Origin of the sequence: Streptomyces sp. A2-16 (genome assembly GCF_018128905.1) — a bacterium.
Lineage (GTDB): Bacteria > Actinomycetota > Actinomycetes > Streptomycetales > Streptomycetaceae > Streptomyces.
The window spans coordinates 5,592,808-5,617,577 of sequence record NZ_CP063808.1 but is presented as its reverse complement, the minus strand read 5'-3'; the positions used below and the strand labels follow the sequence as shown (position 1 = coordinate 5,617,577).

General features: G+C 72.0%; 25 protein-coding genes and 1 pseudogene. 17 read left to right on the top strand and 9 right to left on the bottom strand.

Going from position 1 to position 24,770, the window contains the following annotated elements:
* Positions 1-3 precede the first annotated feature (3 nt).
* A complete protein-coding gene (locus IOD14_RS25200) occupies positions 4-1,050 on the bottom strand; it encodes an acyl-CoA dehydrogenase family protein (protein WP_123987089.1) in 1,047 nt (348 codons plus the stop codon).
* A gap of 94 nt (positions 1,051-1,144) precedes the next feature.
* Between IOD14_RS25200 and IOD14_RS25195 the strand changes: the two genes are divergently transcribed.
* From IOD14_RS25195 to IOD14_RS25185, 3 genes are all read left to right on the top strand, one after another.
* The gene (locus tag IOD14_RS25195) at positions 1,145-1,501 is read left to right on the top strand and encodes a YciI family protein (protein ID WP_123987088.1); all 357 of its coding nucleotides are present in this window, start codon (positions 1,145-1,147) and stop codon (positions 1,499-1,501) included.
* Positions 1,501-2,670, top strand: a complete 1,170-nt coding sequence (locus IOD14_RS25190) for a sigma-70 family RNA polymerase sigma factor (protein ID WP_123987087.1) — start codon at positions 1,501-1,503, stop codon at positions 2,668-2,670. The genes IOD14_RS25195 and IOD14_RS25190 overlap by 1 nt, the downstream gene beginning before the upstream one ends.
* 142 nt (positions 2,671-2,812) lie before the next feature.
* Positions 2,813-4,135 carry an aldehyde dehydrogenase family protein gene (locus IOD14_RS25185; RefSeq protein WP_212671593.1) on the top strand — a complete coding sequence of 441 codons (1,323 nt, stop codon included), beginning with the start codon at positions 2,813-2,815 and terminating at the stop codon, positions 4,133-4,135.
* 108 nt (positions 4,136-4,243) lie between these two features.
* Here IOD14_RS25185 and IOD14_RS25180 read toward each other — a convergent pair whose 3' ends face one another.
* Positions 4,244-4,822: a TetR/AcrR family transcriptional regulator gene (locus tag IOD14_RS25180; RefSeq protein ID WP_212671592.1), complete on the bottom strand. Its 579-nt coding sequence runs from the start codon at positions 4,820-4,822 to the stop codon at positions 4,244-4,246.
* Between the two features lie 91 nt (positions 4,823-4,913).
* Between IOD14_RS25180 and IOD14_RS25175 the strand changes: the two genes are divergently transcribed.
* The 5 genes and pseudogenes from IOD14_RS25175 (at position 4,914) to IOD14_RS25160 (ending at position 7,474) form a co-directional block, all read left to right on the top strand.
* Entirely contained in the window at positions 4,914-5,360 is a 447-nt protein-coding gene (locus IOD14_RS25175) for a DUF1772 domain-containing protein (RefSeq protein WP_123987084.1), read from the top strand.
* Between the two features lie 7 nt (positions 5,361-5,367).
* Positions 5,368-5,603 (top strand): annotated as a pseudogene (locus IOD14_RS44925) (DUF4267 domain-containing protein); the annotation flags it as partial.
* A gap of 276 nt (positions 5,604-5,879) precedes the next feature.
* Positions 5,880-6,086, top strand: a complete 207-nt coding sequence (locus IOD14_RS25170) for a hypothetical protein (RefSeq protein ID WP_249126056.1) — start codon at positions 5,880-5,882, stop codon at positions 6,084-6,086.
* A 34-nt stretch (positions 6,087-6,120) separates the two neighbouring features.
* Positions 6,121-7,005, top strand: a complete 885-nt coding sequence (locus tag IOD14_RS25165) for an NAD(P)-dependent oxidoreductase (protein WP_123987083.1) — start codon at positions 6,121-6,123, stop codon at positions 7,003-7,005.
* A 46-nt stretch (positions 7,006-7,051) separates the two neighbouring features.
* On the top strand, positions 7,052-7,474 hold the full coding sequence (locus IOD14_RS25160; protein WP_123987082.1) for a PPOX class F420-dependent oxidoreductase: 423 nt from the start codon (positions 7,052-7,054) through the stop codon (positions 7,472-7,474).
* A gap of 100 nt (positions 7,475-7,574) precedes the next feature.
* Here the strand turns inward: IOD14_RS25160 and IOD14_RS25155 are convergent, their stop codons facing one another.
* Positions 7,575-8,369 (bottom strand): IclR family transcriptional regulator, encoded by a 795-nt coding sequence (locus IOD14_RS25155; protein WP_212671591.1) that lies wholly within the window; start codon positions 8,367-8,369, stop codon positions 7,575-7,577.
* A gap of 367 nt (positions 8,370-8,736) precedes the next feature.
* Here IOD14_RS25155 and shiA point away from each other — a divergent pair, with 367 nt between their 5' ends.
* The 4 genes from shiA (at position 8,737) to IOD14_RS25135 (ending at position 13,950) form a co-directional block, all read left to right on the top strand.
* Complete coding sequence (shiA, locus tag IOD14_RS25150; RefSeq protein WP_212671590.1) at positions 8,737-10,092, top strand: shikimate transporter; 1,356 nt, start codon at positions 8,737-8,739, stop codon at positions 10,090-10,092.
* A 142-nt stretch (positions 10,093-10,234) separates the two neighbouring features.
* Entirely contained in the window at positions 10,235-11,212 is a 978-nt protein-coding gene (locus IOD14_RS25145) for an alcohol dehydrogenase catalytic domain-containing protein (protein WP_212671589.1), read from the top strand.
* A complete protein-coding gene (locus IOD14_RS25140; RefSeq protein WP_212671588.1) occupies positions 11,205-13,016 on the top strand; it encodes a sugar phosphate isomerase/epimerase and 4-hydroxyphenylpyruvate domain-containing protein in 1,812 nt (603 codons plus the stop codon). Before IOD14_RS25145 ends, IOD14_RS25140 begins: the two co-directional genes overlap by 8 nt.
* Positions 13,017-13,044: 28 nt before the next feature.
* Positions 13,045-13,950 (top strand): aldo/keto reductase, encoded by a 906-nt coding sequence (locus IOD14_RS25135; protein WP_212671587.1) that lies wholly within the window; start codon positions 13,045-13,047, stop codon positions 13,948-13,950.
* A gap of 4 nt (positions 13,951-13,954) precedes the next feature.
* Here IOD14_RS25135 and IOD14_RS25130 read toward each other — a convergent pair whose 3' ends face one another.
* Complete coding sequence (locus tag IOD14_RS25130; RefSeq protein ID WP_123987076.1) at positions 13,955-14,410, bottom strand: pyridoxamine 5'-phosphate oxidase family protein; 456 nt, start codon at positions 14,408-14,410, stop codon at positions 13,955-13,957.
* Positions 14,411-14,678: 268 nt separating this feature from the next.
* Between IOD14_RS25130 and IOD14_RS25125 the strand changes: the two genes are divergently transcribed.
* Both IOD14_RS25125 and IOD14_RS25120 read left to right on the top strand, forming a co-directional pair.
* On the top strand, positions 14,679-15,071 hold the full coding sequence (locus tag IOD14_RS25125; RefSeq protein WP_123987075.1) for a VOC family protein: 393 nt from the start codon (positions 14,679-14,681) through the stop codon (positions 15,069-15,071).
* Positions 15,072-15,107: 36 nt separating this feature from the next.
* Complete coding sequence (locus IOD14_RS25120; RefSeq protein WP_212671586.1) at positions 15,108-16,187, top strand: adenosine deaminase; 1,080 nt, start codon at positions 15,108-15,110, stop codon at positions 16,185-16,187.
* On the opposite strand, the gene IOD14_RS25115 is transcribed toward IOD14_RS25120, so the two are convergent.
* The 3 genes from IOD14_RS25115 to IOD14_RS25105 form a co-directional block, all read right to left on the bottom strand.
* Positions 16,169-16,684 (bottom strand): DinB family protein, encoded by a 516-nt coding sequence (locus tag IOD14_RS25115; protein ID WP_212671585.1) that lies wholly within the window; start codon positions 16,682-16,684, stop codon positions 16,169-16,171. The two genes, IOD14_RS25120 and IOD14_RS25115, sit on opposite strands and share 19 nt — an antisense overlap.
* 27 nt (positions 16,685-16,711) lie before the next feature.
* On the bottom strand, positions 16,712-18,211 hold the full coding sequence (locus IOD14_RS25110) for a carotenoid oxygenase family protein (protein ID WP_212671584.1): 1,500 nt from the start codon (positions 18,209-18,211) through the stop codon (positions 16,712-16,714).
* Positions 18,212-18,287: 76 nt separating this feature from the next.
* Positions 18,288-19,205: a LysR substrate-binding domain-containing protein gene (locus IOD14_RS25105; RefSeq protein WP_212671583.1), complete on the bottom strand. Its 918-nt coding sequence runs from the start codon at positions 19,203-19,205 to the stop codon at positions 18,288-18,290.
* A gap of 124 nt (positions 19,206-19,329) precedes the next feature.
* On the opposite strand from IOD14_RS25105, the gene mgrA reads away from it, so the two are divergent.
* Positions 19,330-20,325, top strand: coding sequence for an L-glyceraldehyde 3-phosphate reductase (gene mgrA, locus IOD14_RS25100; protein ID WP_212671582.1), 996 nt, complete (start codon positions 19,330-19,332; stop codon positions 20,323-20,325).
* Between the two features lie 541 nt (positions 20,326-20,866).
* Here the strand turns inward: mgrA and IOD14_RS25095 are convergent.
* Entirely contained in the window at positions 20,867-21,151 is a 285-nt protein-coding gene (locus tag IOD14_RS25095) for a DUF1905 domain-containing protein (RefSeq protein ID WP_212671581.1), read from the bottom strand.
* A gap of 73 nt (positions 21,152-21,224) precedes the next feature.
* Positions 21,225-21,608 carry a nuclear transport factor 2 family protein gene (locus tag IOD14_RS25090; RefSeq protein WP_123987068.1) on the bottom strand — a complete coding sequence of 128 codons (384 nt, stop codon included), beginning with the start codon at positions 21,606-21,608 and terminating at the stop codon, positions 21,225-21,227.
* A 327-nt stretch (positions 21,609-21,935) separates the two neighbouring features.
* On the opposite strand from IOD14_RS25090, the gene IOD14_RS25085 reads away from it, so the two are divergent.
* Both IOD14_RS25085 and IOD14_RS25080 read left to right on the top strand, forming a co-directional pair.
* Positions 21,936-22,346: a hypothetical protein gene (locus IOD14_RS25085; protein ID WP_123987067.1), complete on the top strand. Its 411-nt coding sequence runs from the start codon at positions 21,936-21,938 to the stop codon at positions 22,344-22,346.
* Positions 22,347-22,434: 88 nt separating this feature from the next.
* A complete protein-coding gene (locus IOD14_RS25080; protein WP_212671580.1) occupies positions 22,435-24,768 on the top strand; it encodes an FHA domain-containing protein in 2,334 nt (777 codons plus the stop codon).
* Positions 24,769-24,770: the final 2 nt, after the last annotated feature.

Sequence of the window (24,770 nt, the reverse complement as noted above, 5' to 3'; positions counted from 1 at the left end):
CCCCTAGAGCCGCGCCAAGGCGTCCAGATGCGCGCGCCGCACCTCCACCGTCTGTCCCTGCACCAGCAGGAACATCCCCTCCCGGAACAGCCGTTGGGCCGTACGGTCGAGTCCCACGGCCCGGCCGCCCCCGGCCACGACGGCCGCGGTCGTGGCAGCCCGCATCAGGTCGTACGAGCGCGTCTTCAGCGCCAGCCGTTCGGCGATGCGCTCGTCAGGGACGGGATGGTCGGCCAGGGCGTACGCCTGCCCGCGCACCTCGTCGAGAGGTCCGCGGAGGGCGGCCGCGGTCCCCGCCTCCCCGCCTTCCTCCAGCACGCGGAGCGCCGCGTACGCCACACCGAAGACGGCGGGGGAGGCGTTGGTGTTGCGGGGACGGTCCACCAGGGCGAACTGCTCCCTCGGCGTGCGCAGCACCACGGCCTCCTCGGGCAGCCACAGCCCGTCCAGTTCCAGGGAGACCGTCCGGGCCGCGGTGAGCGCCGCCAGCCGCATCGGTTCCGAGGCCCGCAGTCCCGGCTGCTCGCGGGCCTCCGTGAACGCGAACACCACCTCGTCCTGCTCGCTCACCCCGGCCAGCAGCATCACGTCGTTCAGACCCCAGCCCGTGTACCAGGGCACCCTCCCGTCGAACCGCCGGCCGCCCCGCTCGGCCGTCACCCGCACCGGCACCCGCGGAAAGGACCGCACATGCGCGAACGCGATCCCCGCGAGCAGTTCGCCGGTCGCCAACGGACCGAGCAGCCGCTCCCGCATCGGCAGGGCGGACCGCGCGAGCATCCGCACCGGCGAGTGGTGCTGGGTCTGCACGAACCAGGTCGAGCAGCAGGCCCCGGCGAGGATCTCCTGGACCTCCCGAGCCACTGCGTCGGGGGCGCCCGCGCCGCCGTACTCCACCGGTGCGCTCACCCCGAGGAGCCCCGAGCTCCTGATCGCGGCGAGATGGCTCGCGGGCACGACCTCCCGATCGACGCGCGCCGCGTGCGGGGCGAGGAGGTCGTCCGCGAGGGCGCGGGCGGTGGCGAGGAGCGGGTGCGGTGCGGTGGTCATGCACAGGATTCTCCCGATCTCCTCGCGCGCGGTGTCGATCCGGGGGTGTGGCGTTCGTGTAGGAGGTGAGACAAGCTCACAGGAGGAGACCGACATGCAGTACTACCTGCTCAACGTCATGCAGCCCGGCTGGGACGAGCTGCCCGCCCCCGAGGTGCTGGCCGAGATCGGCGAGCGGCTCGACGCCTTCCACCGGGAGCTGCGCGAGGCCGGCGCCTGGGTCTTCGCCGGAGGACTGCACAGCCCCGACGCCTCGACCGTGCTGCGGCCCCGCGACGGCGACGTACTGATCACCGACGGACCGTACGCCGAGGGCAAGGAACAGCTCGGCGGCCTGTGCATCGTGAAGGCGCCCGACCTGGACGCGGCCCTGGAATGGGGGCGCAAGGCGGCCCTGGCCACCACCCTGCCCATCGAGGTGCGCCCCTTCCAGCACCAGTCCGAGGACTGATGACCCTCGACGTCGAGGGCGTCTTCCGCGAGGAGTACGGCCGCGCGGTCGCCGTCCTGGTCCGCTTCCTCGGCGACATCGACCTCGCCGAGGAAGCGGTCCAGGACGCCTTCACCACGGCCGTGCGGCGGTGGCCCGAGACCGGTGTGCCGCCCAGTCCGGCGGGTTGGATCATCACCACCGCCCGCAACCGCGCGATCGACCGGCTGCGCCGCGAGTCCACCCGGCGGGCCCGCCACGCCGAGGCCGCCCTGCTGCACGCCCCCGACGCACCGCCCGAGGAGGGCCCCGTGCGCGACGAACGGCTCCGACTCGTCTTCACCTGCTGCCATCCCGCGCTCGCCCCGCAGGCCAGGGTCGCCCTCACCCTGCGCCTGCTCGGCGGCCTCACCACCGCACAGATCGCCCGTGCCTTCCTGGTCCCCGAGCCGACCATGGCCCAGCGCCTCGTCCGCGCCAAGGCCAAGATCCGCGACGCCCGCATCCCCTACCGCGTGCCCCGCGACGCCGACCTCCCCGACCGGCTGAACGGGGTGCTGGCCGTCGTCTACCTGATCTTCAACGAGGGCTACGGCGGCACCCCCGAACTGTGCGCCGAGGCCGTACGCCTGGGCCGGCTGCTGGTCGAACTGATGCCGGACGAGCCCGAGGCCCTCGGTCTCCTCGCGCTGATGCTGCTCGTCGAGTCCCGCCGGGCTGCTCGCACCGACGGCGACGGCGAGCTCGTGCCGCTGCCGGAACAGGACCCCGGCGCCTGGGACCGCGCGCTCGTCGCCGAGGGGCAGGCACTCGTACGGCGGTGTCTGCGCCGCAATCAGCCGGGGCCGTACCAGATCCAGGCCGCCATCCAGGCGGTGCACAGCGACGCGCCCACCGACTGGGGGCAGGTCCACCGGCTGTACGACCAGCTCATGGCCCTGGCTCCCAGCCCGGTCGTGGCCCTGAACCGCGCGGTCGCCGTGGCCGAGACCGAGGGGCCCGCACGGGCCCTTGCCCTGGTGGACGCGCTGGACCTCGACGGCTACCACGTCCTGCACGCCGTCCGGGCCGACCTGCTGCGCCGGCTCGGACGCGCCGCGGAAGCCGCGGACGCCTACGCGAAGGCCGCCGAGCTCACCGGGAACCCGGCCGAGCGCACCTATCTCGAACACCGCCGCCGAACGCTGTGACCGGGGCACGGAGGACGTGGAGCGGTCCGGTCGCGAAAGTACCGACGGCGGGCCGGAATGTACTCGGCCACGAAAAGGTTGCAATATACATCTGACCGTCGAGACCCCGGCCGCAAGGCCCGCCCACCCCAGCGAGGCACCCGTGAACCACCCCGCCCCCGAGCAGCCCGCCGACGTCGTGGCCCGACTGCGCGCCACCTTCCGCAGCGGCCGCACCAAGCCCGTCGAGTGGCGTACGACCCAGCTGCGCCGCCTGCGCGAGCTGCTCACCGAGCACGGCACCGAGCTGGCCGCCGCCCTCCATGCCGACCTGGGCAAGAGCTCCACCGAGGCGTTCCGCACCGAGATCGACTTCACGATCCGCGAGATCGACCACACCCTGGACCACCTCACCGACTGGCTGCGCCCCGAGCCCGCCCCCGTCCCGGCGCACCTCGGCACCGACGCGAGCGCCTGGACGCAGTACGACCCGCTCGGCGTGGTCCTCGTCATCGCCCCCTGGAACTACCCGGCCCAGCTGCTGCTCGCCCCGGTGGTCGGCGCCCTCGCCGCGGGCAACGCGGTGGTCGCCAAGCCGAGCGAACTGGCCCCCGCCACCTCCGCGGCCGTCGCCCGGCTGCTGCCCGCCTACCTGGACACCGACGCGGTGGCCGTCGTCGAGGGCGGCATCCCGGAGACCACGGCCCTGCTGGCCGAGCGCTTCGACCACATCTTCTACACCGGCAACGGCACGGTCGGCCGGGTCGTCCTGCGGGCCGCCGCCGAGCACCTCACCCCGGTCACCCTCGAACTGGGCGGCAAGTCCCCGGCGTTCGTGGACCGCGACGCCGACCTCACCGTCGTCGCCGACCGCCTGGCCCGCGGCAAGTTCCTCAACGCCGGGCAGACCTGCGTCGCCCCCGACTACGTCCTGACCGACCCGGAGACGGCGGCCGCCCTGGAGCCGCTGCTGAAGAACGCCGTCGAGACGCTGTACGGCAACGACCCCGCCCGGTCCGGCGAGTACGGGCGCATCATCAACGAACGGCACTTCGACCGTCTCGCCGGCCTGCTCGACTCGGGGCGCACGGTCGTCGGTGGCGCGAGCGACCGTACGAGCAAGTACATCGCGCCCACCGTCCTCGCCGACGTGGACCCCAAGTCCCCGGTGATGCAGGAGGAGATCTTCGGCCCGATCCTGCCGATCGTCACCGTCCCCGGCCTCGACGAGGCCATCGACTTCATCACCGACCGGGACAAGCCGCTCGCGCTGTACGTCTTCACCGACTCCGACACGACCCGCCGCCGTCTCGCCGACGAGACCTCCTCCGGCGGCCTCGGCTACGGCCTGCCCCTCGCCCATCTCACCGTCTCCGACCTGCCGTTCGGCGGAGTGGGGGAGAGCGGCATGGGCAATTACCACGGCCGCTACTCCATCGAGACCTTCAGCCACCGCAAGGCGATCCTGGAGAAGCCGCTCGGCTAGGGCGCGTATCGGGTCGTGACCGATGAGCTCGCGGCCTCCGGCGGGGGTACCCCGTCCGGGGTGCGGGGCCCGACCGCCCCGGCTGCGTGCCCCGCCGGGAGCGGTGAGTCAGACGACGGCGAGCCGGTCCACCAGTAGCTCCACCCTCGGCTCGGCGTCCTCGGGCAGCAGGCGGCCCGCGCGGGTCAGGGTCGCAAGGCCGTGCAGGGCCGCCCAGAACACCTCGGTGAACAGCCCCGGGGGGACGCCGTCGCCGGTGACCTCACCGAGCGTCTCCAGCAGGGCGGCGAAGACGTCCTTCAGCGGCTCCGGGGTGTCCTCCTGTGCGTACGCCAGGCCGCCGTCGAGCTGGAACAGGGCGTCGTAGACCGCCGGGTTGCGTACGGCGAAGTTGAGGTAGGCGCGGGCCAGGGCGACCACCCGGGCGCGGGGGCGGTCCGCGGCGGAGGTCGCGGCCCGCACCGCCGTGGCCAGTTCGGCGGCCCCCTGAAGGGCGACGGCGCCGATGATCTCGCGCTTGCCCCGGAAGTGGCTGTAGAGGACGGGCTGACTGTATTCGATGCGCTCGGCGAGCCGACGGGTGGTGACTGCGTCCCAGCCCTGCTGCTCGGCGAGCTCGCGGGCCGTCGCCACGATGAGGCGCTCGCGCTCCGCCCGTTCGCGCTTCTTGCGTTCCTGTACCGACATGAGCAGATCCTAGCACCGCTAGACAATCGAGCGGCAGCAGTACTAGCGTTGCCCCATCTTCTAGCAACGCTAGCTCAACGGAGGGATCGTCATGCTCAACGCACTCGGGGTCGTCACCACCGTCGTCGTCGGCCTGATGGTGGGGGTGGAGTTCTCCGTCGCCTTCATCATGAACCGGATCCTGGACGCGCTTCCCGAGGACAGCAGCCAGCTCGGCCACGCCCACGGAGGCCGGATGCTCGGCGCCCTGATGCCGTTCTGGTACATCGGGTCGCTCGTCCTCAGCGCGATCTGGGCCGTCGCCGGATGGGACCACCACGGCGCCCGACTCGTCGTCACCGCCGCCGGACTGCTGATCGTCAGCGTGGTCATGTCGCTGCTGCTGCTCGTCCCGATCAACAACCGGAACAAGACCTGGACCCCCGAGAACCGGCCCGCCGACTGGAAGCAGCAGCTGCACCGCTGGGAGCGCTACCACTACGCCCGCGTCGCCGTCATCATCGCCGCCTTCGCCCTGCTCGCCTGCGCCCTCGTCTGACGAAGTCTCCACCCTGCTGGCGACGGGCCACCGCCGGGCGCTGGGCCGGGTGCTGCCGGTGGAGGCCCTCGCCGCATACGGCGACATGACCACGGTGCTTGCCCATCACGGCTCCGTGGCCACCGCGTTCGGCGTCCACGGGCTGACCGCGACACTGATGGTGGGGTCAACGGCCAGCTGATCATGCGCGAGACCCGCAAGGTCGTGGCCGCTCCGGTCGCACTCGCCACGCAGCCCGCCTGAGGCGCTGCCCTTCCTCCTCGACACCCCGGCCGTCGTCGGCGTACCGGCGTCCGTCCTCGCCTGCCGCGCGACACCGGCCCGGCGTTCTCGCGAGGGCATCCGGCGGGCCGGTGATCGCACCCGCCGGTTCACGGGGCAGGGGAGTGGGCTCCGCAGGATTGCGATCGGCCGCCGCGGCCGGAAGGTGCCCAGGAGGTCGAGGTCCGCCGCCGACCGCGCACGTCGTAGAGTTCCAGGTGTCGGCCACCGAGACGGCCTGGACCGCCAGGCGGGACGGTGAGTCAGGGGAGCGGTTCGATGTGGCTGCCCGCCCGGCCGGTGGAGGATCTCCCCGGTGGCGGGGCCCCCGTCCCGACACAGGAGGCGCGGATCGGCAAGCCCGCCGCCGCGCCGGCCCAGGAGCGTCCCAGCCCGATGCTCAATCGCCACCAGGCGTGGCTGGACGGCCTGGTCCGCGCCGCTTCCGGCAAGCTCGACGCCTGACCGTACATCCGCACCCCCGCAGGGAGTTGACCTCATGACCGACAAGCTCACCGTGAGCGTCCTGGGCACCGGCATCATGGGCGCCGCGATGGCCCGCAACCTCGCCCGCGCCGGACACACCGTCCGCGCCTGGAACCGCAGTGCGGACAAGGCACAGCCGCTGGCCGAGGACGGCGTCGAGATCGCCGGGAGCCCCGCCGACGCCGTGCGCGACGCCGATGTCGTGCTGACCATGCTGTACGACGGCTCCACGACCCTGGACGTCATGCGCCGGGCCGCCGAAGGTCTCCGCCCGGGCACCGCGTGGGTCCAGTCGACCACCGCCGGCATCGAGGGCGTCGCCGACCTGGCCGCCTTCGCCCGCGAGCACCGGCTGGTCTTCTTCGACGCCCCCGTGCTGGGCACCCGCCAGCCCGCCGAGGCCGGTCGACTGCTGGTCCTCGCTGCCGGTCCGGTCGACGGCCGCGACGCCGTGACCCCCGTCCTCGACGCGGTCGGCGCCCGCACGGTGTGGACCGGCGAGGACGGCGCCGAGGGCAGCGCGACCCGGCTGAAGCTGGTCGCCAACAGCTGGGTGCTCGCGGTGACCAACGCCGCCGGGGAGGTGCTCGCCCTCGCGAAGGCCCTCGGTGTGGACCCGCAGGACTTCTTCGGCGCCATCGACGGCGGACCCCTCGACATGGGCTACCTGCGGGCCAAGACGGACCTGGTCCTCAACGACCGCTTGTCGCCCGCACAGTTCGCCGTCTCCACCGCAGCCAAGGACGCCCGCCTGATCGTCGAGGCCGGTGAGCGGGCCGGAGTCCGCCTGGACGTGGCCGCCGCGAGCGCCGAGCGCTTCGAGCGCGCCGCCGCCCAGGGCCACGGCGACCAGGACATGGCCGCCGCCTACTATGCGAGCTTCGACGAGAACGCCTGAACCCGAGGAACCCGAGGAACCCGAGATATCCGAGGAGGACCCCTTCGTGTCCAAGCCCCCGCTGCCGCCCGAGGCCGTCGAACTGCTGAGCCGCCCCAACCCCTGCGTGATGGCCACCCTGCGCTCCGACGGAACGCCGGTGTCGACCCCCACCTGGTACCTCTGGGAGGACGGCCGTGTCCTGATCAACCTGGACGAGGGCCGGGTCCGGCTGAAGCATCTGCGCCGCGACCCGCGCGTCACCCTCACCGTCCTGGACGGCGACAACTGGTACACGCACGTCACGCTCATCGGCCGCGTGATCGAGACGTACGAGGACAGCGACCTCGTCGACATCGACCGCCTCTCCACCCACTACGGCGGCCGGCCCTACCCGAACCGGGTCCGGGCCCGTGTGAGCGCCTGGATCGAGATCGAGCGCTGGCACGGCTGGGGCGAGATGAAGGACAACGACCAGGCCTCGGGGTGACGACACACCCGGAGGCGAGAACAGGCCGGTGAAGGGGGCGAGGGCCCGGTCCTCGCCCGCTCCCGGAGCCGCCGTCCGGGCGCACCCCGCGTCCCGTGGGTCAGGTGTCGCTGCTCAGCGGGTGGCTGAAGCCCTGGTCGGAGATGAGACGGGCCCCTTCGGCGAGCTCCGTGGCGAAGCGCTCGACGGCCTCGTAGGGGAAGCGGTGGCTCGGGCCGCTCAGCGAGAGCGAGGCGACCACCTTGCCGGCGCGGCCGGTGACGGGCACCGCCACGGCGGTGAGCCCCTCGTCCCACTCGCTGCTGCTGACGGCGTAGCCCCGCCCGGCGGCCTCCGAGATCCAGGCACGCAGCCGCTCGACGTGCGCCTCGCCCTGCGGTGAGGCGGCGGCGACCCGGCGCAGGAAGGCCTCGGAGGCGTCCCGCAGCAGGATCTTCGAGGAGGCGCCGGCCCACAGCGGCTGCTCGTCGCCGACGTCGACGACATGGCGCAGCGGGTGCGGGCTCTCCTCGTGGGCGACGCAGATGCGGTGGACGCCCCGGGCGACGAACAGATTGACGGTCTCGCCGAGCCGGTCCGCGAGCTCCCGCATGACCTTCCGGGTCTCCTGCGGGACCTCCCACTGGCTGCGCGCGAGATGGGCCCAGCGCCACAGGGCGGGGCCGGCGGTGTAGCCGGAGGGGTGCGAGCCCAGCAGACCGGTCTCCTCCAGGGTCTGCACCAGACGCAGCGCGGTCGTCTTGGCGAGCCCGGTGGCCTCGGTGATCTCCCGCAGGGTGATCACGGGCCGGTCCTCGGTGAGCAGGGTGAGGATGTCGAAGGCCCGCCGCACACTGCGCACCCCGCCGGCCTGCTGGTCGGCGTCGCTCCCCGCCCGCGTCTGTCCGTCGCTCACCCGCTGCCTCCCCGTCTTCCCCGCGGCCCTCGGCCGATGTTGCTTCCGACCGTAGTCCGCTGTGCGGACCAGGGAAACCGCAACACCGAGGAATTCTTGACACACCTCTTGATACCGGTCGAAGCACCGCCCTATCGTGCCGCTGATCGGTCCTGGAGTTCCGCACAGTGGACTTCCGGGATGAGGGGTCGCCGCCCGAACCGCCGTGGCGATGGCCCGGTTCGTACGCGACGGCGCGCTCGCACCCAGGCTGCGTCCCGGCGTCACGACCGTCCCCACCGCAGCCATCCCCGCAGTGGTCCCGTGCCGTGCACCGCTCGCACGGCACGGGAGACCACTGCCCAGTGCATCCGACGGAGTGTGTGAGATGAGCAGTGCACAGCGGCCGAGCCGGGCCGACGGCGCCAACGGTTCCGGCCTCGCCAGAAGGGCGGCGATCGCGAGCTTCATGGGAGCGGTCGTCGACTGGTACGACTTCTTCCTCTACGGCATCGTCGCGGGCCTTCTCTTCGGCGACCTGTTCTTCCCCGACGCCTCCCCGGCCGTGGGCACCCTCGCCGCCTGGGCCACCTTCGGTGTCGGCTTCCTCTTCCGGCCGCTGGGCGGCATCGTCTTCGGCCACTTCGGGGACCGCCTCGGCCGCAAGCGCATGCTCGTGCTGACCATGCTCGTCATGGGCCTGGCCAGCACCCTGATCGGCGTCCTGCCCACCTACGCCCAGGCCGGCATCTGGGCCCCCGTCCTGCTGGTCCTGCTGCGCGCCACCCAGGGCTTCGCGGTCGGCGGCGAATGGGGCGGTGCCGCCCTGATGGCGGTGGAGAACGCGCCCCGCAAGTGGCGCTCGCTCTACAGCAGCGGTGTCCAGGTCGGCGCCTCCGTGGGTCTGCTGCTGGCCACGCTGATCACCAAGGTCATGTCGGGCACGACCTCCGAGGCCGCCTTCCGCGCCTGGGGCTGGCGCATCCCCTTCCTGGTGAGCGCGGCCCTGGTGATCGTCGGCCTGGTCATCCGGGCCAGGGTCGAGGAGTCGCCGGTCTTCACCGAGAAGGTCGCCGCGATGTCGGAGACCGCCCGGCCCCGTGTCCCGCTGGTTGCCGCCGTCCACTCCAACCCGGCCGGCTTCTTCGCCATCATCGGCCTGCGCTTCGTCGAACTGTTCACCTTCTACGGCGTCACCACGTTCGGCCTGTCCTACGGCACCGACGAACTCGGCATGAACCGCGACACCCTCCTCGACGTCAACCTCGCGGTCGGCGCTCTGGCCGTCGTCACCATCCCCGCCTTCGCCTACCTCGCCGACCGCCACGGCCGCCGTCGCCTGTACTGCTGGGGCGCGCTGATCGGGGCGGTGAGCGCGGTGCCGTACTTCTGGGCGATGGAGTCCGGTTCGCTGCTGCTGATCGTGGTGTGCGCGGTGCTGCTGGTGAACGTGGCCCACGACATGGCCGTCTCGGTCCAGCAGTCGCTGTTCACCGACATGTTCGGGCCCGAGTACCGCTACAGCGGCGCGGGCGTCGGCTACCAGCTCGCCAGTGCCGTGGGCGGCGGTTTCACCCCGCTCATCGCCGGTTCGCTGGTCATCTGGGCGGGCGGCGGCTGGTCGCTGGTGGCCGCGTACGTCGCCCTGGGCTGTCTGGTCTCCTTCCTCGTCGCGCTGCGCCTGCCCGGCGTGGACAGGGCGAAGGAGCCGGCCGCCGTACCCGAGGAGGCCGCGGCGCTCTGACCGTCCGACGGAAAGGGGCCGTCCTTGCGGCCGGCCCCTTTGCCATGTCCGCTCGCCGTGCCCTTGTCCGCGGGGCTCGGGCCACTTAGGCTGACCGCACAGCGGATCGATTGGACCATCTAGCGGTCACTTGGGAGTCTCGGTGAAAGCAGCTGTCCTCACGGCACCCGAACGGATCGAGACGGTCGACGACTGGCCGGAACCGTTCTGCGGACCGGGCGACGTGCTCGTGGCGGTGCACGGAGTCGGCCTGTGCGGCAGCGATCTGGCGGTGTTCCACGGCAAGCGGGTCCCGCCGTCCACGCCCTGGGTCATGGGCCATGAGGGGTTCGGACGAGTCGTGGCCGCCGGAGCGGACGTACCGGACCACCTGGTGGGCCGACGGGTGGTCATCGAGCCGAACTACGCCTGCCTCAAGTGCGCCGACTGCCTCACCGGCCTGACCTCCGCCTGCCCCCACCGCGCCATCGTCGGTCTGGACGCCCCAGGCGTCCTCGCCGAACGCGTCGCCGTCCCCGCGGCCTTCGTCCACGCCGTGCCCGACGGCCCCGCCGCCGAAGACCTCGCCTGTACGGAGCCCTACACCGTGGCCCGCGCCGCGGTCCGCCGCAGCGGCGTCACCGACCGGGACCGCTGCCTGGTCGTCGGCGCCGGCGCCCAGGGCCTGCTGCTGTGCCTCGTCCTGTCCCGCCTCGGCATCACGCCCGTCGTCACCGAACCGCACCCCCTCCGCCTCGAACGGGCCGTACGGCTCGGCGCGGTCGCCGACGACGGCCGTACCGGATTCACCTGTGTCTTCGAGAGCTCCGGGTACGCACCCGCCCTGCGCCCCGCCGTGGACCGGGCCGCCCCCGGAGCCACGGTCGTGCTCGTCGGCCTCAACGCCGAGCGGCTGCCACTGACCACCGACGACGTGGTGCGGCGCCAGCTCGTGCTGCGCGGCTCGATGATCTACGACCACCCCGGCGACTTCGCCGCCGCCCTGACCGAACTGCCCGCCGCCCGCCCCGGTGCCGTGATCGAGGCCCGCTTCCCGCTCGCGCGGGCGCAGGAGGCCTTCGCCGGGGCCGCCGGACGTGCCGGCAAGACCTGGATCGACCTCGGGAGCGACCATGCGTAAGTCCATCGCCACCGTGTGCCTCAGCGGCACCCTCACCGAGAAGCTGACGGCCGCCGCACGGGCCGGCTTCGACGGGGTCGAGATCTTCGAGAACGACCTCCTCGCCAGCCCCCTCACCCCCGAGGAGATCGCCGCCCGCACGGCCGACCTGGGCCTGCGCATCGACCTCTACCAGCCGATGCGGGACATCGAGGCCGTCCCCGAGGAGATCTTCGCCCGCAATCTGAGGCGCGCCCGGCACAAGTTCGAGCTGATGCGCAGGCTCGGCGCCGACACCGTCCTCGTCTGCTCCAGCGTCGCCGCGCAGGCCGTGGACGACGACGCCCTCGCGGCGGAGCAGCTGAGCCGACTCGCGGACCAGGCCGGGGAGTTCGGCATCCGGGTGGCCTACGAGGCCCTGGCGTGGGGGCGGCACGTCAGCACGTACGACCACGCCTGGCGGATCGTCGAGGCCGCGGACCATCCCGCACTCGGCACCTGCCTGGACAGTTTCCACATCCTGTCCCGGGGCTCCGCACCCGAGGACCTCGAAGGCATCGCGGACATCCCCGGCGACAAGATCTTCTTCCTCCAGCTGGCCGACGCCCCGCTGATGGCCATGGACGTCCTCCAGTGGAGCCGCCACTACCGCTGCTTCCCCGGCCAGGGCGGCTTCGACGTCGCCGGACTCCTGCGCCACGTCCTGAGCACCGGATACGACGGCCCCCTGTCCCTGGAGGTCTTCAACGACGTGTTCCGCCAGGCGGACGCCGGCCGCACCGCCCTCGACGGACTGCGCTCCCTGCTCGCCCTGGAGGAGAACGCCGGCGTCTCCCCGCTGCCGGCCCCCGTGATCCCCTCCGGCGTCGCCTTCGCCGAACTCGCCACCAGCGACCCCGAACCCGTCGGCGAGCTCCTCACGGCGCTCGGTTTCACCCGCACCGCCCGCCATCACGGCAAGCCGGTCGACCTGTGGGAGCAGGGCGAGGCGCGCGTCCTCGTCAACGCGGGCACCGCCGGCCGCCGCACCGACACCGCCCTGGCCGCCGTAGGCCTGGAGACGGCCGATCCGGCGGCCTCCGCACGGCGGGCGGAGGCCCTGCTCGCGCCCGCCCTGCCCAGGCGCCGCACCGCACGGGACGTTCCGCTGGAGTCGATCGCCGCCCCGGACGGCACCGAAGTCCTGTTCTGCGCGACCGGCCGCCCCGAACTCCCCAGCTGGACCGACGACTTCGCCCGCACGGCCGAGAACCCGACCGCCGCCGCCGTCGCCATCGACCACCTCGCGCTGACCCAGCCCTGGGACCACTTCGACGAATCGGTGCTCTTCCACCGCACCGTGCTGGGCCTGAACCCCCACGACACGGTCGAACTCGCCGATCCCTACGGCCTGTTCCGCAGCCGCGCCCTGTCCGCCACCTCCGACGGGCCCCGGCTGGTCCTCAACCTCGCCCCCACTGCGGAGCAGGACGGTGAGACCCTGGCCCGGCACGTGGCGTTCGCCGTCGAGGACATCGTCGCCACGGTGCGCCGCGTCCAGGAGGCCGGGGCGCGGCTGCTGCGCGTCCCGGCGAACTACCACGACGACCTGGAGGCCCGGTTCGAGTTCGCCGACGGGGAGTTGGAGACCTATCGCGAGCTCGGCATCCTCTACGACCGCGACGAGCGGGGCGGGGAGTTCCGCCACTGCTACACCGAGACGGTCGGCCATGTCTTCTTCGAGTTCGTGCAGCGCTCCGGCGGCTACACCGGGTTCGGCGCGGCCAATGCGCCCATCCGGCTGGCCGCACAGCGACGGCAGGAGTTCGTAAAGCCCCGACGCTGAGCAGCCGCAGGTGTGTCATCATCCGCCGATGACCTCCGAAACGATCACCGCGGACGCGGCCGGCACCTGGACATTCGGCGATCTCACCGTGCGGCGCATCGGCTTCGGCGCGATGCGGCTGACCGGGAGCGCGGCCTTCCATCTCGGCACCCCGAGCGACCGTGAGCGCTCGATCGCCGTGCTGCGCAGGGCGATCGAGCTCGGCGTGAACCACATCGACACCGCCGCCTTCTACTTCTCCTCCCTGCGCTCCGCCAACGAGATCATCAACAGCGCGCTGTCGCCGTACCGCGACGACCTCGTCATCGCCGCGAAGGTGGGCCCCTTCCGCGACTACGCGGGGGAGTGGGCCACGTCGGCACGCCCGGAGGACCTGCGCGGCCACGTGGAGGAGAACCTGCGCCAGCTCGGCCGCGACCACCTCGACCTGGTGTACCTGCGCCGGATGGGCCAGGACTCGGTCGCCGAGCACTTCGGTGCCCTCGCCGAACTGCGCGACAAGGGCCTCGTCCGGCACCTCGGCATCTCCGACGTCGAACCCAGGCACCTGGCCGAGGCGCAGGCCATCGCGCCGGTGGTGTCCGTGCAGAACCGTTTCGGGCTCGGCTCCCGCAACCGGGTCACCGACGAGATGCTGCGGATCTGCGGTGCACAGGGCATCGCCTTCGTGCCGTTCTACGCGATCGCCGGGGAGGCCGGACCCGAGGGCGCCACCGACGCCCACGACGAGGCGGTGCTGGCCGTCGCTCGGGCGCACGACGCGTCCCCCGCCCAGGTCAGGCTGGCCTGGACCCTCGCACAGGGCCCGCACGTCCTGGCGATCCCCGGCACCGGGAACCCCGACCACCTCGCCGAGAACATCGCGGCGGGCGCCCTGCGGCTCACCCGGGACGAGCTCGACACCCTGAACTCGCTGCACCGGCAAGCTGGTTGACGGATCAGGCGATCCAGACGCCGTCCTCCATGACATGCCGCCCGCGCATCTCGTGCACGCCGTTGAGGGCCTGCACGGTGCGCGGGCGCACCTGGAAGAAGGCGTAGGAGGCGCTGTCCTCGCGCGGATCCCAGCCCGTCTTCGCCCGGAAGGCGTCGATCGCCGCGGACGGCACGTCCGTCCCGGCGTACGTCCGCACGTCCCCGTCGATGAGCACGACGTCCTGGGTGTCCCCCAGGGCCAGCCGGGTGCGGCGGCCGTCGCGCAGATTGCGGCCCGTGGGATTGGTGATCCGGGTGGACAGCCAGACGCACTCGCCGTCCCAGACGAACCACAGCGCGACCAGACACGGCAGCCCCTCGGCGTCCGCCGAGGCCACCCAGATGTCCATCTCCCGCTCCAGGCGGGCCAGTACGTCACGCTTGCGCTGTTCGGGGGCACGGCCCTCGGTGATCGTCATGACCGCGACGCTACCGCCCGCCCCCTCCCACCGCCTCGGTCCACGGCCCTACGACCGTCGACCGAGACACGTCCCCCCCGAGAACTCCGGAAGAGTCCCGGGAGCTCCGAGAGAGCCTCCGGAGCTTCGAAAGAGCCTCTGGAGCTTCTAAAGAGGAGCTTCGGAAGAGGCTTCGGCGGGCTTCCGGGGAGCCGCCGGCGACCGGACTGGCGCCCCCGAGGTTTTACGTATAACCTCTCCCGTCAACCACCTGTCCCGAGAGGCTCCGATGAGACGCGTCGCCCTGGTCACCCTCGTCGTCGACGACTACGACGAGGCGCTCCGCTTCTACACCGAGGCCCTCGGTTTCCGCCTCGTCGAGGACACGCCCCGCCCCGACGGCTCCCGCTGGGTCGTCGTACGGCCGGACGACCGCGAGAGCGGCACCGATCTGCTGCTCGCCCGCGCCAAGGGCGGCGCCCAGCAGGACCGGGTGGGCAACCAGACCGGCGGTCGCGTCGGCTTCTTCCTGCACACCGACGACTTCGCCCGGGACCACGCCCGGATGCTCGCCGCGGGCGTGACCTTCCTGGAGGAGCCCCGCCACGAGTCCTACGGCTCGGTCGCCGTCTTCCAGGACCTGTACGGAAACCGCTGGGACCTGCTCCAGCCCGCCGCCTGACCGCTCCCGTCCCCCTGTTCGAGGAAAGACCCCGCCATGACCGCTACGCGCGTAGACGCCGACCTGATCCGCCGCCTCCCCAAGGCCGTCCTGCACGACCACCTCGACGGCGGCCTGCGCCCCGCCACCGTGGTGGAGCTCGCGGCGGAGGTCGGCCACACCCTGCCCACCACCGACCCGGACGCCCTCGCCGCCTGGTACTTCGAGGCCGCCAACTCCGGTGACCTGGTGCGCTACATAGCCACCTTCGAGCACACCCTCGCCGTCCTGCAGACCCGCGAGGGCCTGCTGCGCGCGGCCGAGGAGTACGTCCTCGACCTGGCCGCCGACGGGGTCGTGTACGGCGAGGTGCGCTACGCCCCCGAGCTGAACACCAACGGCGAGCTGACCATGGCCGAGGTCGTCGAGACCGTCCAGGAGGGCCTGGCCGCCGGCATGGCGAAGGCCGCCGCCGTCGGCACCCCCGTGCGGGTCGGCACGCTGCTGTGCGGGATGCGGATGTTCGACCGGGTGCGCGAGGCCGCCGACCTGGCCGTCGCCTTCCGGGACGCCGGTGTCGTCGGCTTCGACATCGCCGGTGCCGAGGACGGCTTCCCGGCCGCCGACCACCTGGACGCCTTCGAGCACCTGCGCCGCGAGAACGTGCCGTTCACCATCCACGCCGGCGAGGCCCACGGCCTGCCCAGCATCCACCAGGCCGTCCAGGTGTGCGGCGCCCAGCGCCTCGGCCACGGCGTGCGGATCACCGAGGACATCCCCGACCTCGCGGGCGGCAAGCTCGGCCGGCTCGCGGGCTGGGTCCGGGACCGCCGTATCGCCCTGGAGATGTGCCCGACCTCCAACCTGCAGACCGGCGCCGCCACCTCCATCGCCGAGCACCCGATCACGGCCCTGAAGGACCTGGGCTTCCGCGTCACCCTCAACACCGACAACCGGCTGGTGTCGGGGACGACGATGACCCGGGAGATGTCGCTGCTGGTCGAGGAGGCCGGCTGGAGCGTCGAGGACCTGCGCACGGTCACGGTGAACGCACTGAAGAGCGCCTTCATCCCGTTCGACGAGCGCAAGGCCCTCATCGAGGACGTCGTCCTGCCCGGCTACGAAGCCGCGCTCTGAAGCATTCCCCGCAGATAGGCTGCCTGTCCGACGTGCTGGAGATCGTCGGACAGGACGCTGACCAGCCGGACCCCCAGGGTGACCGGCGGATCCCAGTTCTCGTCCACGACCCGTTCCAGGTCCCCCGCGGTCAGCCCGCGCAGGGCTTCGAGGCTCTGGGCGTGGACGGCGTCGTAGTAGCCGGCCAGCAGGTCGGGCGAGTCGACCCGCACTTTGTCCACCTGCGCGGAGGTGTGGCCGTAGCCGATGTCTCGGGGCTTGAGGTCCAGGCCGAAGCGCTTCTCCCAGTCCTGCGTCAGCCAGACCTGGTCGAGGCCGAAGGCGCCGGCCACATGGTCGTCCTGGACGCGGGTGAGATGCCAGACGAGCCAGGCGACGGAGTTGGCGTCGGGGCCGGGGCGATGGTGGAGGTCGTCGGGGCTCAGGCCCTCGACGACGGCGTGGACTTCTTCCTGGATGCGGGTGAACCCGTCGATGAGGATGTCCTTGGCATGCATGTCTCCACCATCGCGCATCACCCCTCGTCACGCGTCGGGAATCCAGCTCCCGTGGAAGCCCAGCGGCACCCGCCCCGGCAGATGGATCCGGGCCACCGGCTCGGCCGTGAAGTCCTGGGCCGCGAGAATCACCAGGTCCGAGGCCCCGCGATCGGGGTTGTGCACATACGCGATCGCGTAGCCGTCGTCCTCCGCGGCCCGCTCGGCGCAGGGGTCGGCCGGCACGAAGACGGCCTCGCTCGCGGCCGCACCTCGAGGCAGCCGGTGCACCTGTGAGGTGCCCCTCAGCAGATCGTGCTTGATGACCGCGTTGCTGAAGGCCCGGTCGGGAGGCGGGTTGCCGTCGATCGCCTGATAGGCCACGGCCATCTCCGCGGACGCCGCCGAGTAGCCGTAGCGGTGCCGGCGCGACACCAGAGCCTCGTTGACCCGAGGGAACTCCTGCGGACGGTCGTCGAGGGTCCGCACCCGCACCCGCCCCTGCCGCAGGTCCACCGTCCAGCGGTCCAGCCGCGGGGTGCCCGTCCCGTAAGGGCCTCCCGAGCCGTTGCCCGCCACGAGGAAGGGCGCGTCGAAGTTCGTCGTGTCGATGACGAGGTTCGGCCCCTCCTCGTACGCGTTGAGGGTGTGCGAGTAGTACACCGGGTCGACCTCGAACCAGCGGACCGCACCGCCCTTGCGCGGCAGCACACCGATCCGGGCCGGATGCCGGTCGTTCCAGACATAGGGCACGATGTCGCCGCGCTCGGCGCCCGCCGGGTCGAAGGTCACCGGCATGTCGAGGATCACCACGTGGTTCTCGGTGAGCGCGAAGTCGTGGATCATCGGCGCGTCCGCCACCGGGATCCTGGTGCTGCGCGAGACGCGGCCGCCCGGGTCCACCACCAGGTGCCGCACATGGTCCCAGGTCGGGTAGTAGGCGATCGCGTGCAGCTCGCCCGCGTGGGCGTCGAACTTGGTGTGCGCGGTGAACGCGCCCTCCAGGGTGCCCCGGAAGTCGTACGTGCCCACGGTGTTCAGCTCGTCGTCGAGCTCGTAGGGCAGCGGCCCGCTCTCCTGGAGCGCCAGGATCCGTCCCCGGTACGGGATCACATGGGTGTTGCACGGGAAGTCGTCCGGCGGCACCGGGCCCGGGTAGGGCTCGCCGAGCTTCTTCGCGACCTGGGAGGAGCGCACCCAGCGGTTGCGGTACCACTCCGCGCGTCCCTCGCGCAGCCGGACCCCGTGCACCATGCCGTCGCCGAGCATCCAGTGGTGGGCGCGCGGGTCCTCCAGGCCCAGCACGTTGGGGCCGTTGCGCAGATAGCGGCCGTTCAGCTCGCGGGGGATGCGGCCGGTGACCGGCAGGTCGAAGGCCGTCAGCTCCTCGGTGACCGGCTCGAAGGCGCCTTCCAGGAAGGGTAAGCGGCGTGTGGTCCGGGGCGCCGCCGCGGCGGGCGGTGCGCCCGCCCCGGTGCCCACGAGGGCGCCGGCCGCCGCGACCGCCGCCGCTCCGCGCAGTACGTTCCGTCGTGTGGGGTCCGTCATCTTCCCTGCTCCTGACCGTGGTTGTCCGCGTTGTCCTCGGGAACGGTCATGAGTCTGGTGCGCGGGAGGGATCAGGTCACGAGGGGTGGGCCCCGTCCGGGGGTGTACCCAAACCCCCTGTTTCCAGCAGGGCCATCAGCGCCCGGGCCGCCGGGCTGGTGGCCTGTGAGGGCGGCAGCAGGGCGACCGTCTCGTACACGGTCTCGCCGGTGCCCTTGACCGGGAGAGCGGTCAGCGACTCCCGCTTGTGCCGGAAGTGCCGCGGTACGACGGCCACGCCGAGGTTCTCGTCCACCAGGTCGAGGAGGCTGTGCACGTCGTTGACCTCCAGGGCGACGTTGCGGCGCGTTCCCGCGGCGGCGAAGGCCGCGTCGGTGGTGCGGCGCGGCCCCCAGTCCGGATGGAAGTCGACGAACACCTCACCGTCCAGGTCCTCGGGCGTCACGGCCGCGCCGACGGCCGCGAGCCGGTGGCTGGGGTGGCACAGCACGGTCATGGGCTCGCTCGACAGCGGTACGACACGCAACTGGTCGGTGTCCTCCTGCGCCGCCCGCACGGCGAAGGCCAGATCGAGGCGCCCGGCCGCCACCTCCTCCGCCAGCGCGGCCGACCCCGCCTGGCGCAGACAGATCTCGACATCCGGATGCTGCCGCCGGAACGCGGCGAGCAGCCCCGCCACATGCAGCCCGGCGATGCACTGCTCGGATCCGATCGCGAGCATCCCGCGCAGCACACCCTGCACGGCGGCCACCGCCTCGTGCGCGGACCGCACCTGAGCCAGGATCCGCTCGGCCTCGCCCAGCAGCGCCCGGCCGGCCGGGGTGAGGGTCACCCGGCGGGTGGTCCGGACGAACAGCGGGGTCTGCAGCTCCCTCTCCAGCGCCCGGATGGACGCGGACAGGCCCGACTGGGACACGAGCAGCCGCTCGGCGGCCCGGGTGAAGTGCTGGTCCTCGGCGACCGCCACGAAGTGCTGGAGATGGCGCAGTTCCATGATTGAGAAGCCTAGCCGCTCAATTCCATCGGATTCTTCTGTTGGACCAATGCCCCCAGGTCGCGAAAGAGTGGACACAGGTTCATGACCCTGGTTCCACCGTGCCAACCCCTCTGGAGTCGCGTTGTACACCGCACACCCCGACCGCTACGCGGAGATGCCGTACCGGCGCACCGGACGCAGTGGCCTGAAGCTCCCCGCGATCTCGCTCGGCCTGTGGCACAACTTCGGCCCGGCGGACCGCACCGTCGAGACCCAGCGGGCCATCCTGCGCCGCGCCTTCGACCTCGGCGTCACCCACTTCGACCTCGCCAACAACTACGGTCCGCCCCCCGGCGCCGCCGAGTCCGCCTTCGGCGAGGCCCTCAAGGCCGACCTCGCGCCCTACCGCGACGAGCTGATCATCTCGACCAAGGCCGGCTACCTGATGTGGCCCGGCCCGTACGGTGAGTGGGGTTCCCGCAAGTACCTGCTCTCCTCGCTGGACCAGAGCCTGACCCGGATGGGCCTGGACTACGTCGACATCTTCTACTCGCACCGCCCCGACCCGGAGACTCCGCTGGAGGAGACGATGGGCGCCCTGCACACCGCGGTGCAGCAGGGCAAGGCGCTGTACGCCGGCATCTCCAACTACTCGGCCGAGCAGACCCGTGAGGCCGCCCGCATCCTCGGCGAACTCGGCACCCCGCTCCTCATCCACCAGCCGCGCTACTCGATGCTGGACCGCCGCCCCGAGGACGGCGGCCTCCTCGACGCGCTGGACGAGCTCCAGGTCGGCTCCATCGTCTTCTCCCCGCTGGAGCAGGGCCTGCTCACCGGCCGCTACCTCGACGGCATCCCCGAGGACTCCCGGGCCGCGAGCGACAGCCCCTTCCTCAACTCGGACGCGCTGACCGAGGACCTGGTCGCCCGGCTCCGCGAGCTCAACACCATCGCCGAGGGCCGCGGCCAGACCCTCGCCCAGCTGGCCCTGGCCTGGGTCCTGCGCGGCGGCCGGGTCACCTCGGCCCTGGTGGGCGCGAGCAGCCCGAAGCAGATCGAGGACAGCGTGGGCACGATCGCCAACCTGGACTTCGACGCGGAGGAACTGGCAAGGATCGACGCGATCGTCAAGGCGTGACCTGAGCGGCGGCGCCGGCGCCGAGCAGCTGAACGAGCAGCACCGTCACCCGCTGGGGGAGAGGCGTCGTACGCCAACGGGGCGAGGCAGCCGGACCGCCTCGCCCCGTTGGGGCTCCCGGACTCCGGGCCGGCGAACGGTGCGCGAGCTGTTCGCCACCGGCTCCACCGAACCGGTCGGCTGCGTTCGCCCCGTGCACATGGGTGAGGCGTGCATCGCCGGTCCCGGACCGAACCCGCCGGGCCGGGTCGGCACGGTCTCCTGCGAGGGGCGAGGGCGGTCACGGGCAGCGAAGTGCCGCAGGGGCTGGGCGTCTTGTCCCGACCGACCGTGGCGCGGAGTTCCGTCCGGAGTCACGCCGGCGCGGGCGGACATCCGCGGCCCTGTCGTGCTGCGGGCCGCAGAGGACACCGCATGGGCCCCGCCGACTGGCCTGCCGGGCAGTCGGGCGCCGGACCGGGCCGTCGGTCGTCTGTCCCGCGGTTGTCCGAGCGCGGGGCGGGCTCCGGCTCCGGCCCGTCGGCCGCCTGGCCGGCTCCGGTCAGCCGGTGCGTTCCTCGATGTGGACGGTCACCGTGTCGCCCGACTCCTTGCCGATGGCCTTTCGTACGTCGGCCTTCACGGGCAGCATGTGGGTGCCGTCGCCGAGGGCCATGAAGGAGCTCTGGAAGGGGTGCCCGTCGATCGTCCCGCGGACCTTCACCAGCCCCCGGGTGCCGAAGAACTCCACGGAGGCGGGCCAGTGGACACAGGTCCAGCTGCCCTTCTGCGGGTTCCTGCTGAGGACCGCGGTGAACTCCGCGTCCACTCTTCCGGTCGTGGCCATGATGTTCTCCCTCGTCGACGGCTACCTCTTCAAGAGACCACCGGCGAGGGCAGAACTCATCGCGACCGCCCCTTCACGCCCCTGCCGGCAGCCGGTCCAGGAAGCCGTACACGCTCCTGATCCGGCCGTCCCCGGCCAGGGCGACCACATCGGATCCGGCGACGGGCGCCGACCCGTCGGCGTCGCTCACCAGCTCCCAGGAGAACCGCGCGGTCTCGTGATGCCCCTCGACGGGGCCGGTGAGCCGGAACGCGAAACCGGGGAACTGCTCGTGGGCCGCCGCGATCACCGCGGCGATCCGGTCGTGGCCGACCGCGTCGGCGAGAGGGTCGGTGTAACCGCCGCCCACCGCCCAGGCGGCGGCCACGGCCTTGGCGCGTGCCTCCGGCTCCCGGGCGTTCCAGGCTTCGAAGTAGCGGGCGACGGCGTTCTCGTAACGGTCCGTGTTCGCGGACATGGGAAATCAGCCTCCATGGTCGTCTGTGCTGGTGGGACCTGGTGAGACAACCCTGCCCGCGCGGCTCGTGACCGTCGATTACTTCCCGGGTCATGAGGTTTGAGCGTGTACCCGTCAGAATTCGGCCAGGAGGGCCGGTGAATATGCCAGGAGACTGGCCAAAAAGATGTGGTGACAGTGTTTCAGTAGTGAACATACTCGACTGCAGGGCCTTCACATCCAGCGAGGTGCCCGTCACGCACAGCAGCACGAGCCGCGCAACGCACACGAGCCGCACGGAAGCGAGGTCCTGCCGACAACCGGACGGAGCAAGCGGGGGAGTGGATCGTGCACGACGAATTCCTGTGCCATGTCACGGGGTACGGCATCTGCGACGGGCGGCGCATCGGTGTACCCCTCGGAACCTATCGCGCGCCCACGCTGGCCCTCGCCCTGTGGTGGTTACGGGACCGGGCCTCCTGGATGGCGGACCGGTTGGATCCCCAGCCGGAGGCCGGGTACTTCCCGGCGGGCGCCCTCGCCCCCGTTGCCGACACCGTGCTCGACGTGCCCACCGTCATGCGGCTCTGGTGTGCCGACCCGGTCCAACAGGAGCTGGCCGCCGACGAGTTGGCGGCCGGTCGGCTGATCCGGATCGCCGCGAGCGACGACACCACCGAGTACGAACTGCTCGCCGAGTCCGTGGATGCCGCGAGAATGCACCGGATGGCCTCGGCACTCTTCACTCCGGTGGCCTGACCCGAGCCGCCGGGCCGCCGCTCCGGCCGCTCCGTGGTCCGATCCGCGCCGCCGGGCGGCCAAAGGGGTGAATCGGTAGAATTCAGGCATGGCGGAGCGGCCGGTCGCACCGACGGCGCCCGAGCTCGTCCTGGAGACCGACACCGGCTCCACGGTGATGAGCCCGGGCCACGACTACCACGTCGGACGCGACCCGTTGAGCGACATCGTCATCGACGATGCCCGGGTCTCGTGGCACCACGCGGTGCTGCGACCCGAGGCCGGCCATTGGACTCTCGAGGACGAGAACAGCACCAACGGCACCTACGCCGACGGCCGCCGCGTCCACGAGTGGGACGTCGGCCCCGGCAGCGTGATCCGCTTCGGCAGCCCGGCCGACGGCCCCTGCGCGGTCGTGCTGGGCCTCCCCACCCCTGAGCGCCCCTCCGCCGTCTCGATGCCCGGCCTGACCGGCACCTTCCGCCAGCCCACCGCCGTGCGTCCGCTGCCCACCCGCACCGTCCGTATCGGCCGTGCCGAGGACAACGACCTCGTCATCGACGACCTGGTCGTCTCCCGCCGCCACGCCGAGCTGCGCGCCCGGCCCGACGGCACGTACGAGATCGTCGACCTGGGCAGCCACAACGGCACCTACCTCAACGGCCGGCCCGTCACCAGCGCCCCCCTGGGACCCGGTGACATCCTCGGCATCGGCCACTCGGCGTTCTGCCTGGTCGGCGACACGCTCCAGGAGTACGTCGACACCGGCGAGGTCTCCCTCGACGTCCAGGACCTCACGGTCGCCGTCGACCACGGCCGCAAGACGCTGCTGGACCACGTGTCCTTCCCGGTGGGGGAGAAGTGCCTGCTCGCCGTCGTGGGCCCGAGCGGCGCCGGCAAGTCCACCCTCCTCAATGCCCTCACCGGCCAGCGCCCCGCCGACCACGGCACCGTCCTCTACGACGGCCGCGACCTCTACCGCGACTACGCCGAACTGCGCCAGCGCATCGGCCTGGTCCCGCAGGACGACATCCTGCACGCCCAGCTGACCGTCCGCAGCGCCCTGTCCTACGCCGCCGAACTGCGCTTCCCGCAGGACACCGCGAAGGCCGAGCGCCGCGAACGCGTCGACGAGGTCATCCGCGAACTCGGTCTGGAGCAGCGCGCCGGGCAGCCCGTGCACAGCCTCTCCGGCGGACAGCGCAAGAGGGTCAGCGTCGCCCTGGAACTGCTCACCAAACCGTCCCTGCTCTTCCTGGACGAACCGACCTCCGGTCTCGACCCCGGCATGGACCGCTCGGTGATGCACATGCTGCGCGGCCTCGCCGACGACGGCCGCACGGTCATCGTCGTCACCCACAGCGTCCTGAGCCTCGACGTCTGCGACCGCCTGCTCGTCCTCGCACCCGGCGGGAAGATCGCCTACTACGGGCCGCCCGAGGACGCCCTCGCCTACTTCGGCTTCACCCAGTGGCCCGAGGCGTTCGAAGCCTTCGAGCGCGACCAGGACCGCGACTGGGCGGGCGACTTCCACCGCTCGCCCTTCCGGCACCAGTACGTCGCCGAGGCCACCGCGCAGCCCCGGATGCCCCGCTCCGAGCCGGTGATCATCGCGCCCCCGCCCCGGCCCCGCAGCCGCGGCGCCCAGCTCGGCACCCTGATCCGCCGCTACTCGGCTGCCCTCGGCGCCGACCGCACCTTCCTGGTCATCATGATCGCCCTGCCCTTTGTGATGGGTGCCATGGCCCGGGCCCTCGCGGGCAGCCAGCTCACCCGGGACACCGCGATGAACGCCCTGCTCATCCTGTGTGTCGGCGGTGTGCTCACCGGTGCCGCCAACGCCGTGCGCGAGCTGGTGAAGGAGCGGGTCATCTACCAGCGCGAGCGGGCCGTCGGCCTGTCCAGATCGGCGTACCTGATGTCCAAGGTCGTCGTGCTGGGCGCGATCACCGTCGTCCAGGCGGTGGTCCTGACCCTGGTCGCCCTGCTCGGGGTCGACCTCAACGCGCCCGGCGGCGAAGGCGTGTTGATGCCGCCCCTTGCCGAGATCACGATCGCCGTCGCCCTGCTGGCGTTCACGGCGATGATGCTCGGCCTGCTCGTCTCCGCGCTGGTGCGCAAGGAGGAGGTGACGATGCCGCTGCTCGTGCTGCTCGCGATCGTCCAGGTCGTCTTCTGCGGGGCCCTGCTGAAACTCGACGGCGTGCCGGGTCTCGAACAGCTGTCCTGGCTGGTGCCCTCGCGCTGGGCGCTCGGCGCGATGGCCGGCACCATCGGCCTCGCCCGCATCGTGCCCGGCGACCTCACCGGCGACCCGCTGTTCAAGCACTCGGCGGGCGTATGGCTGCTGAACATCGGCATGCTGATCGTCCTGTCGGTGCTCTTCGGATACGTCGTCTCCCGGCTGCTGCGCCGCCACGAACCCGCGGTCATGCGGAAGTAGGC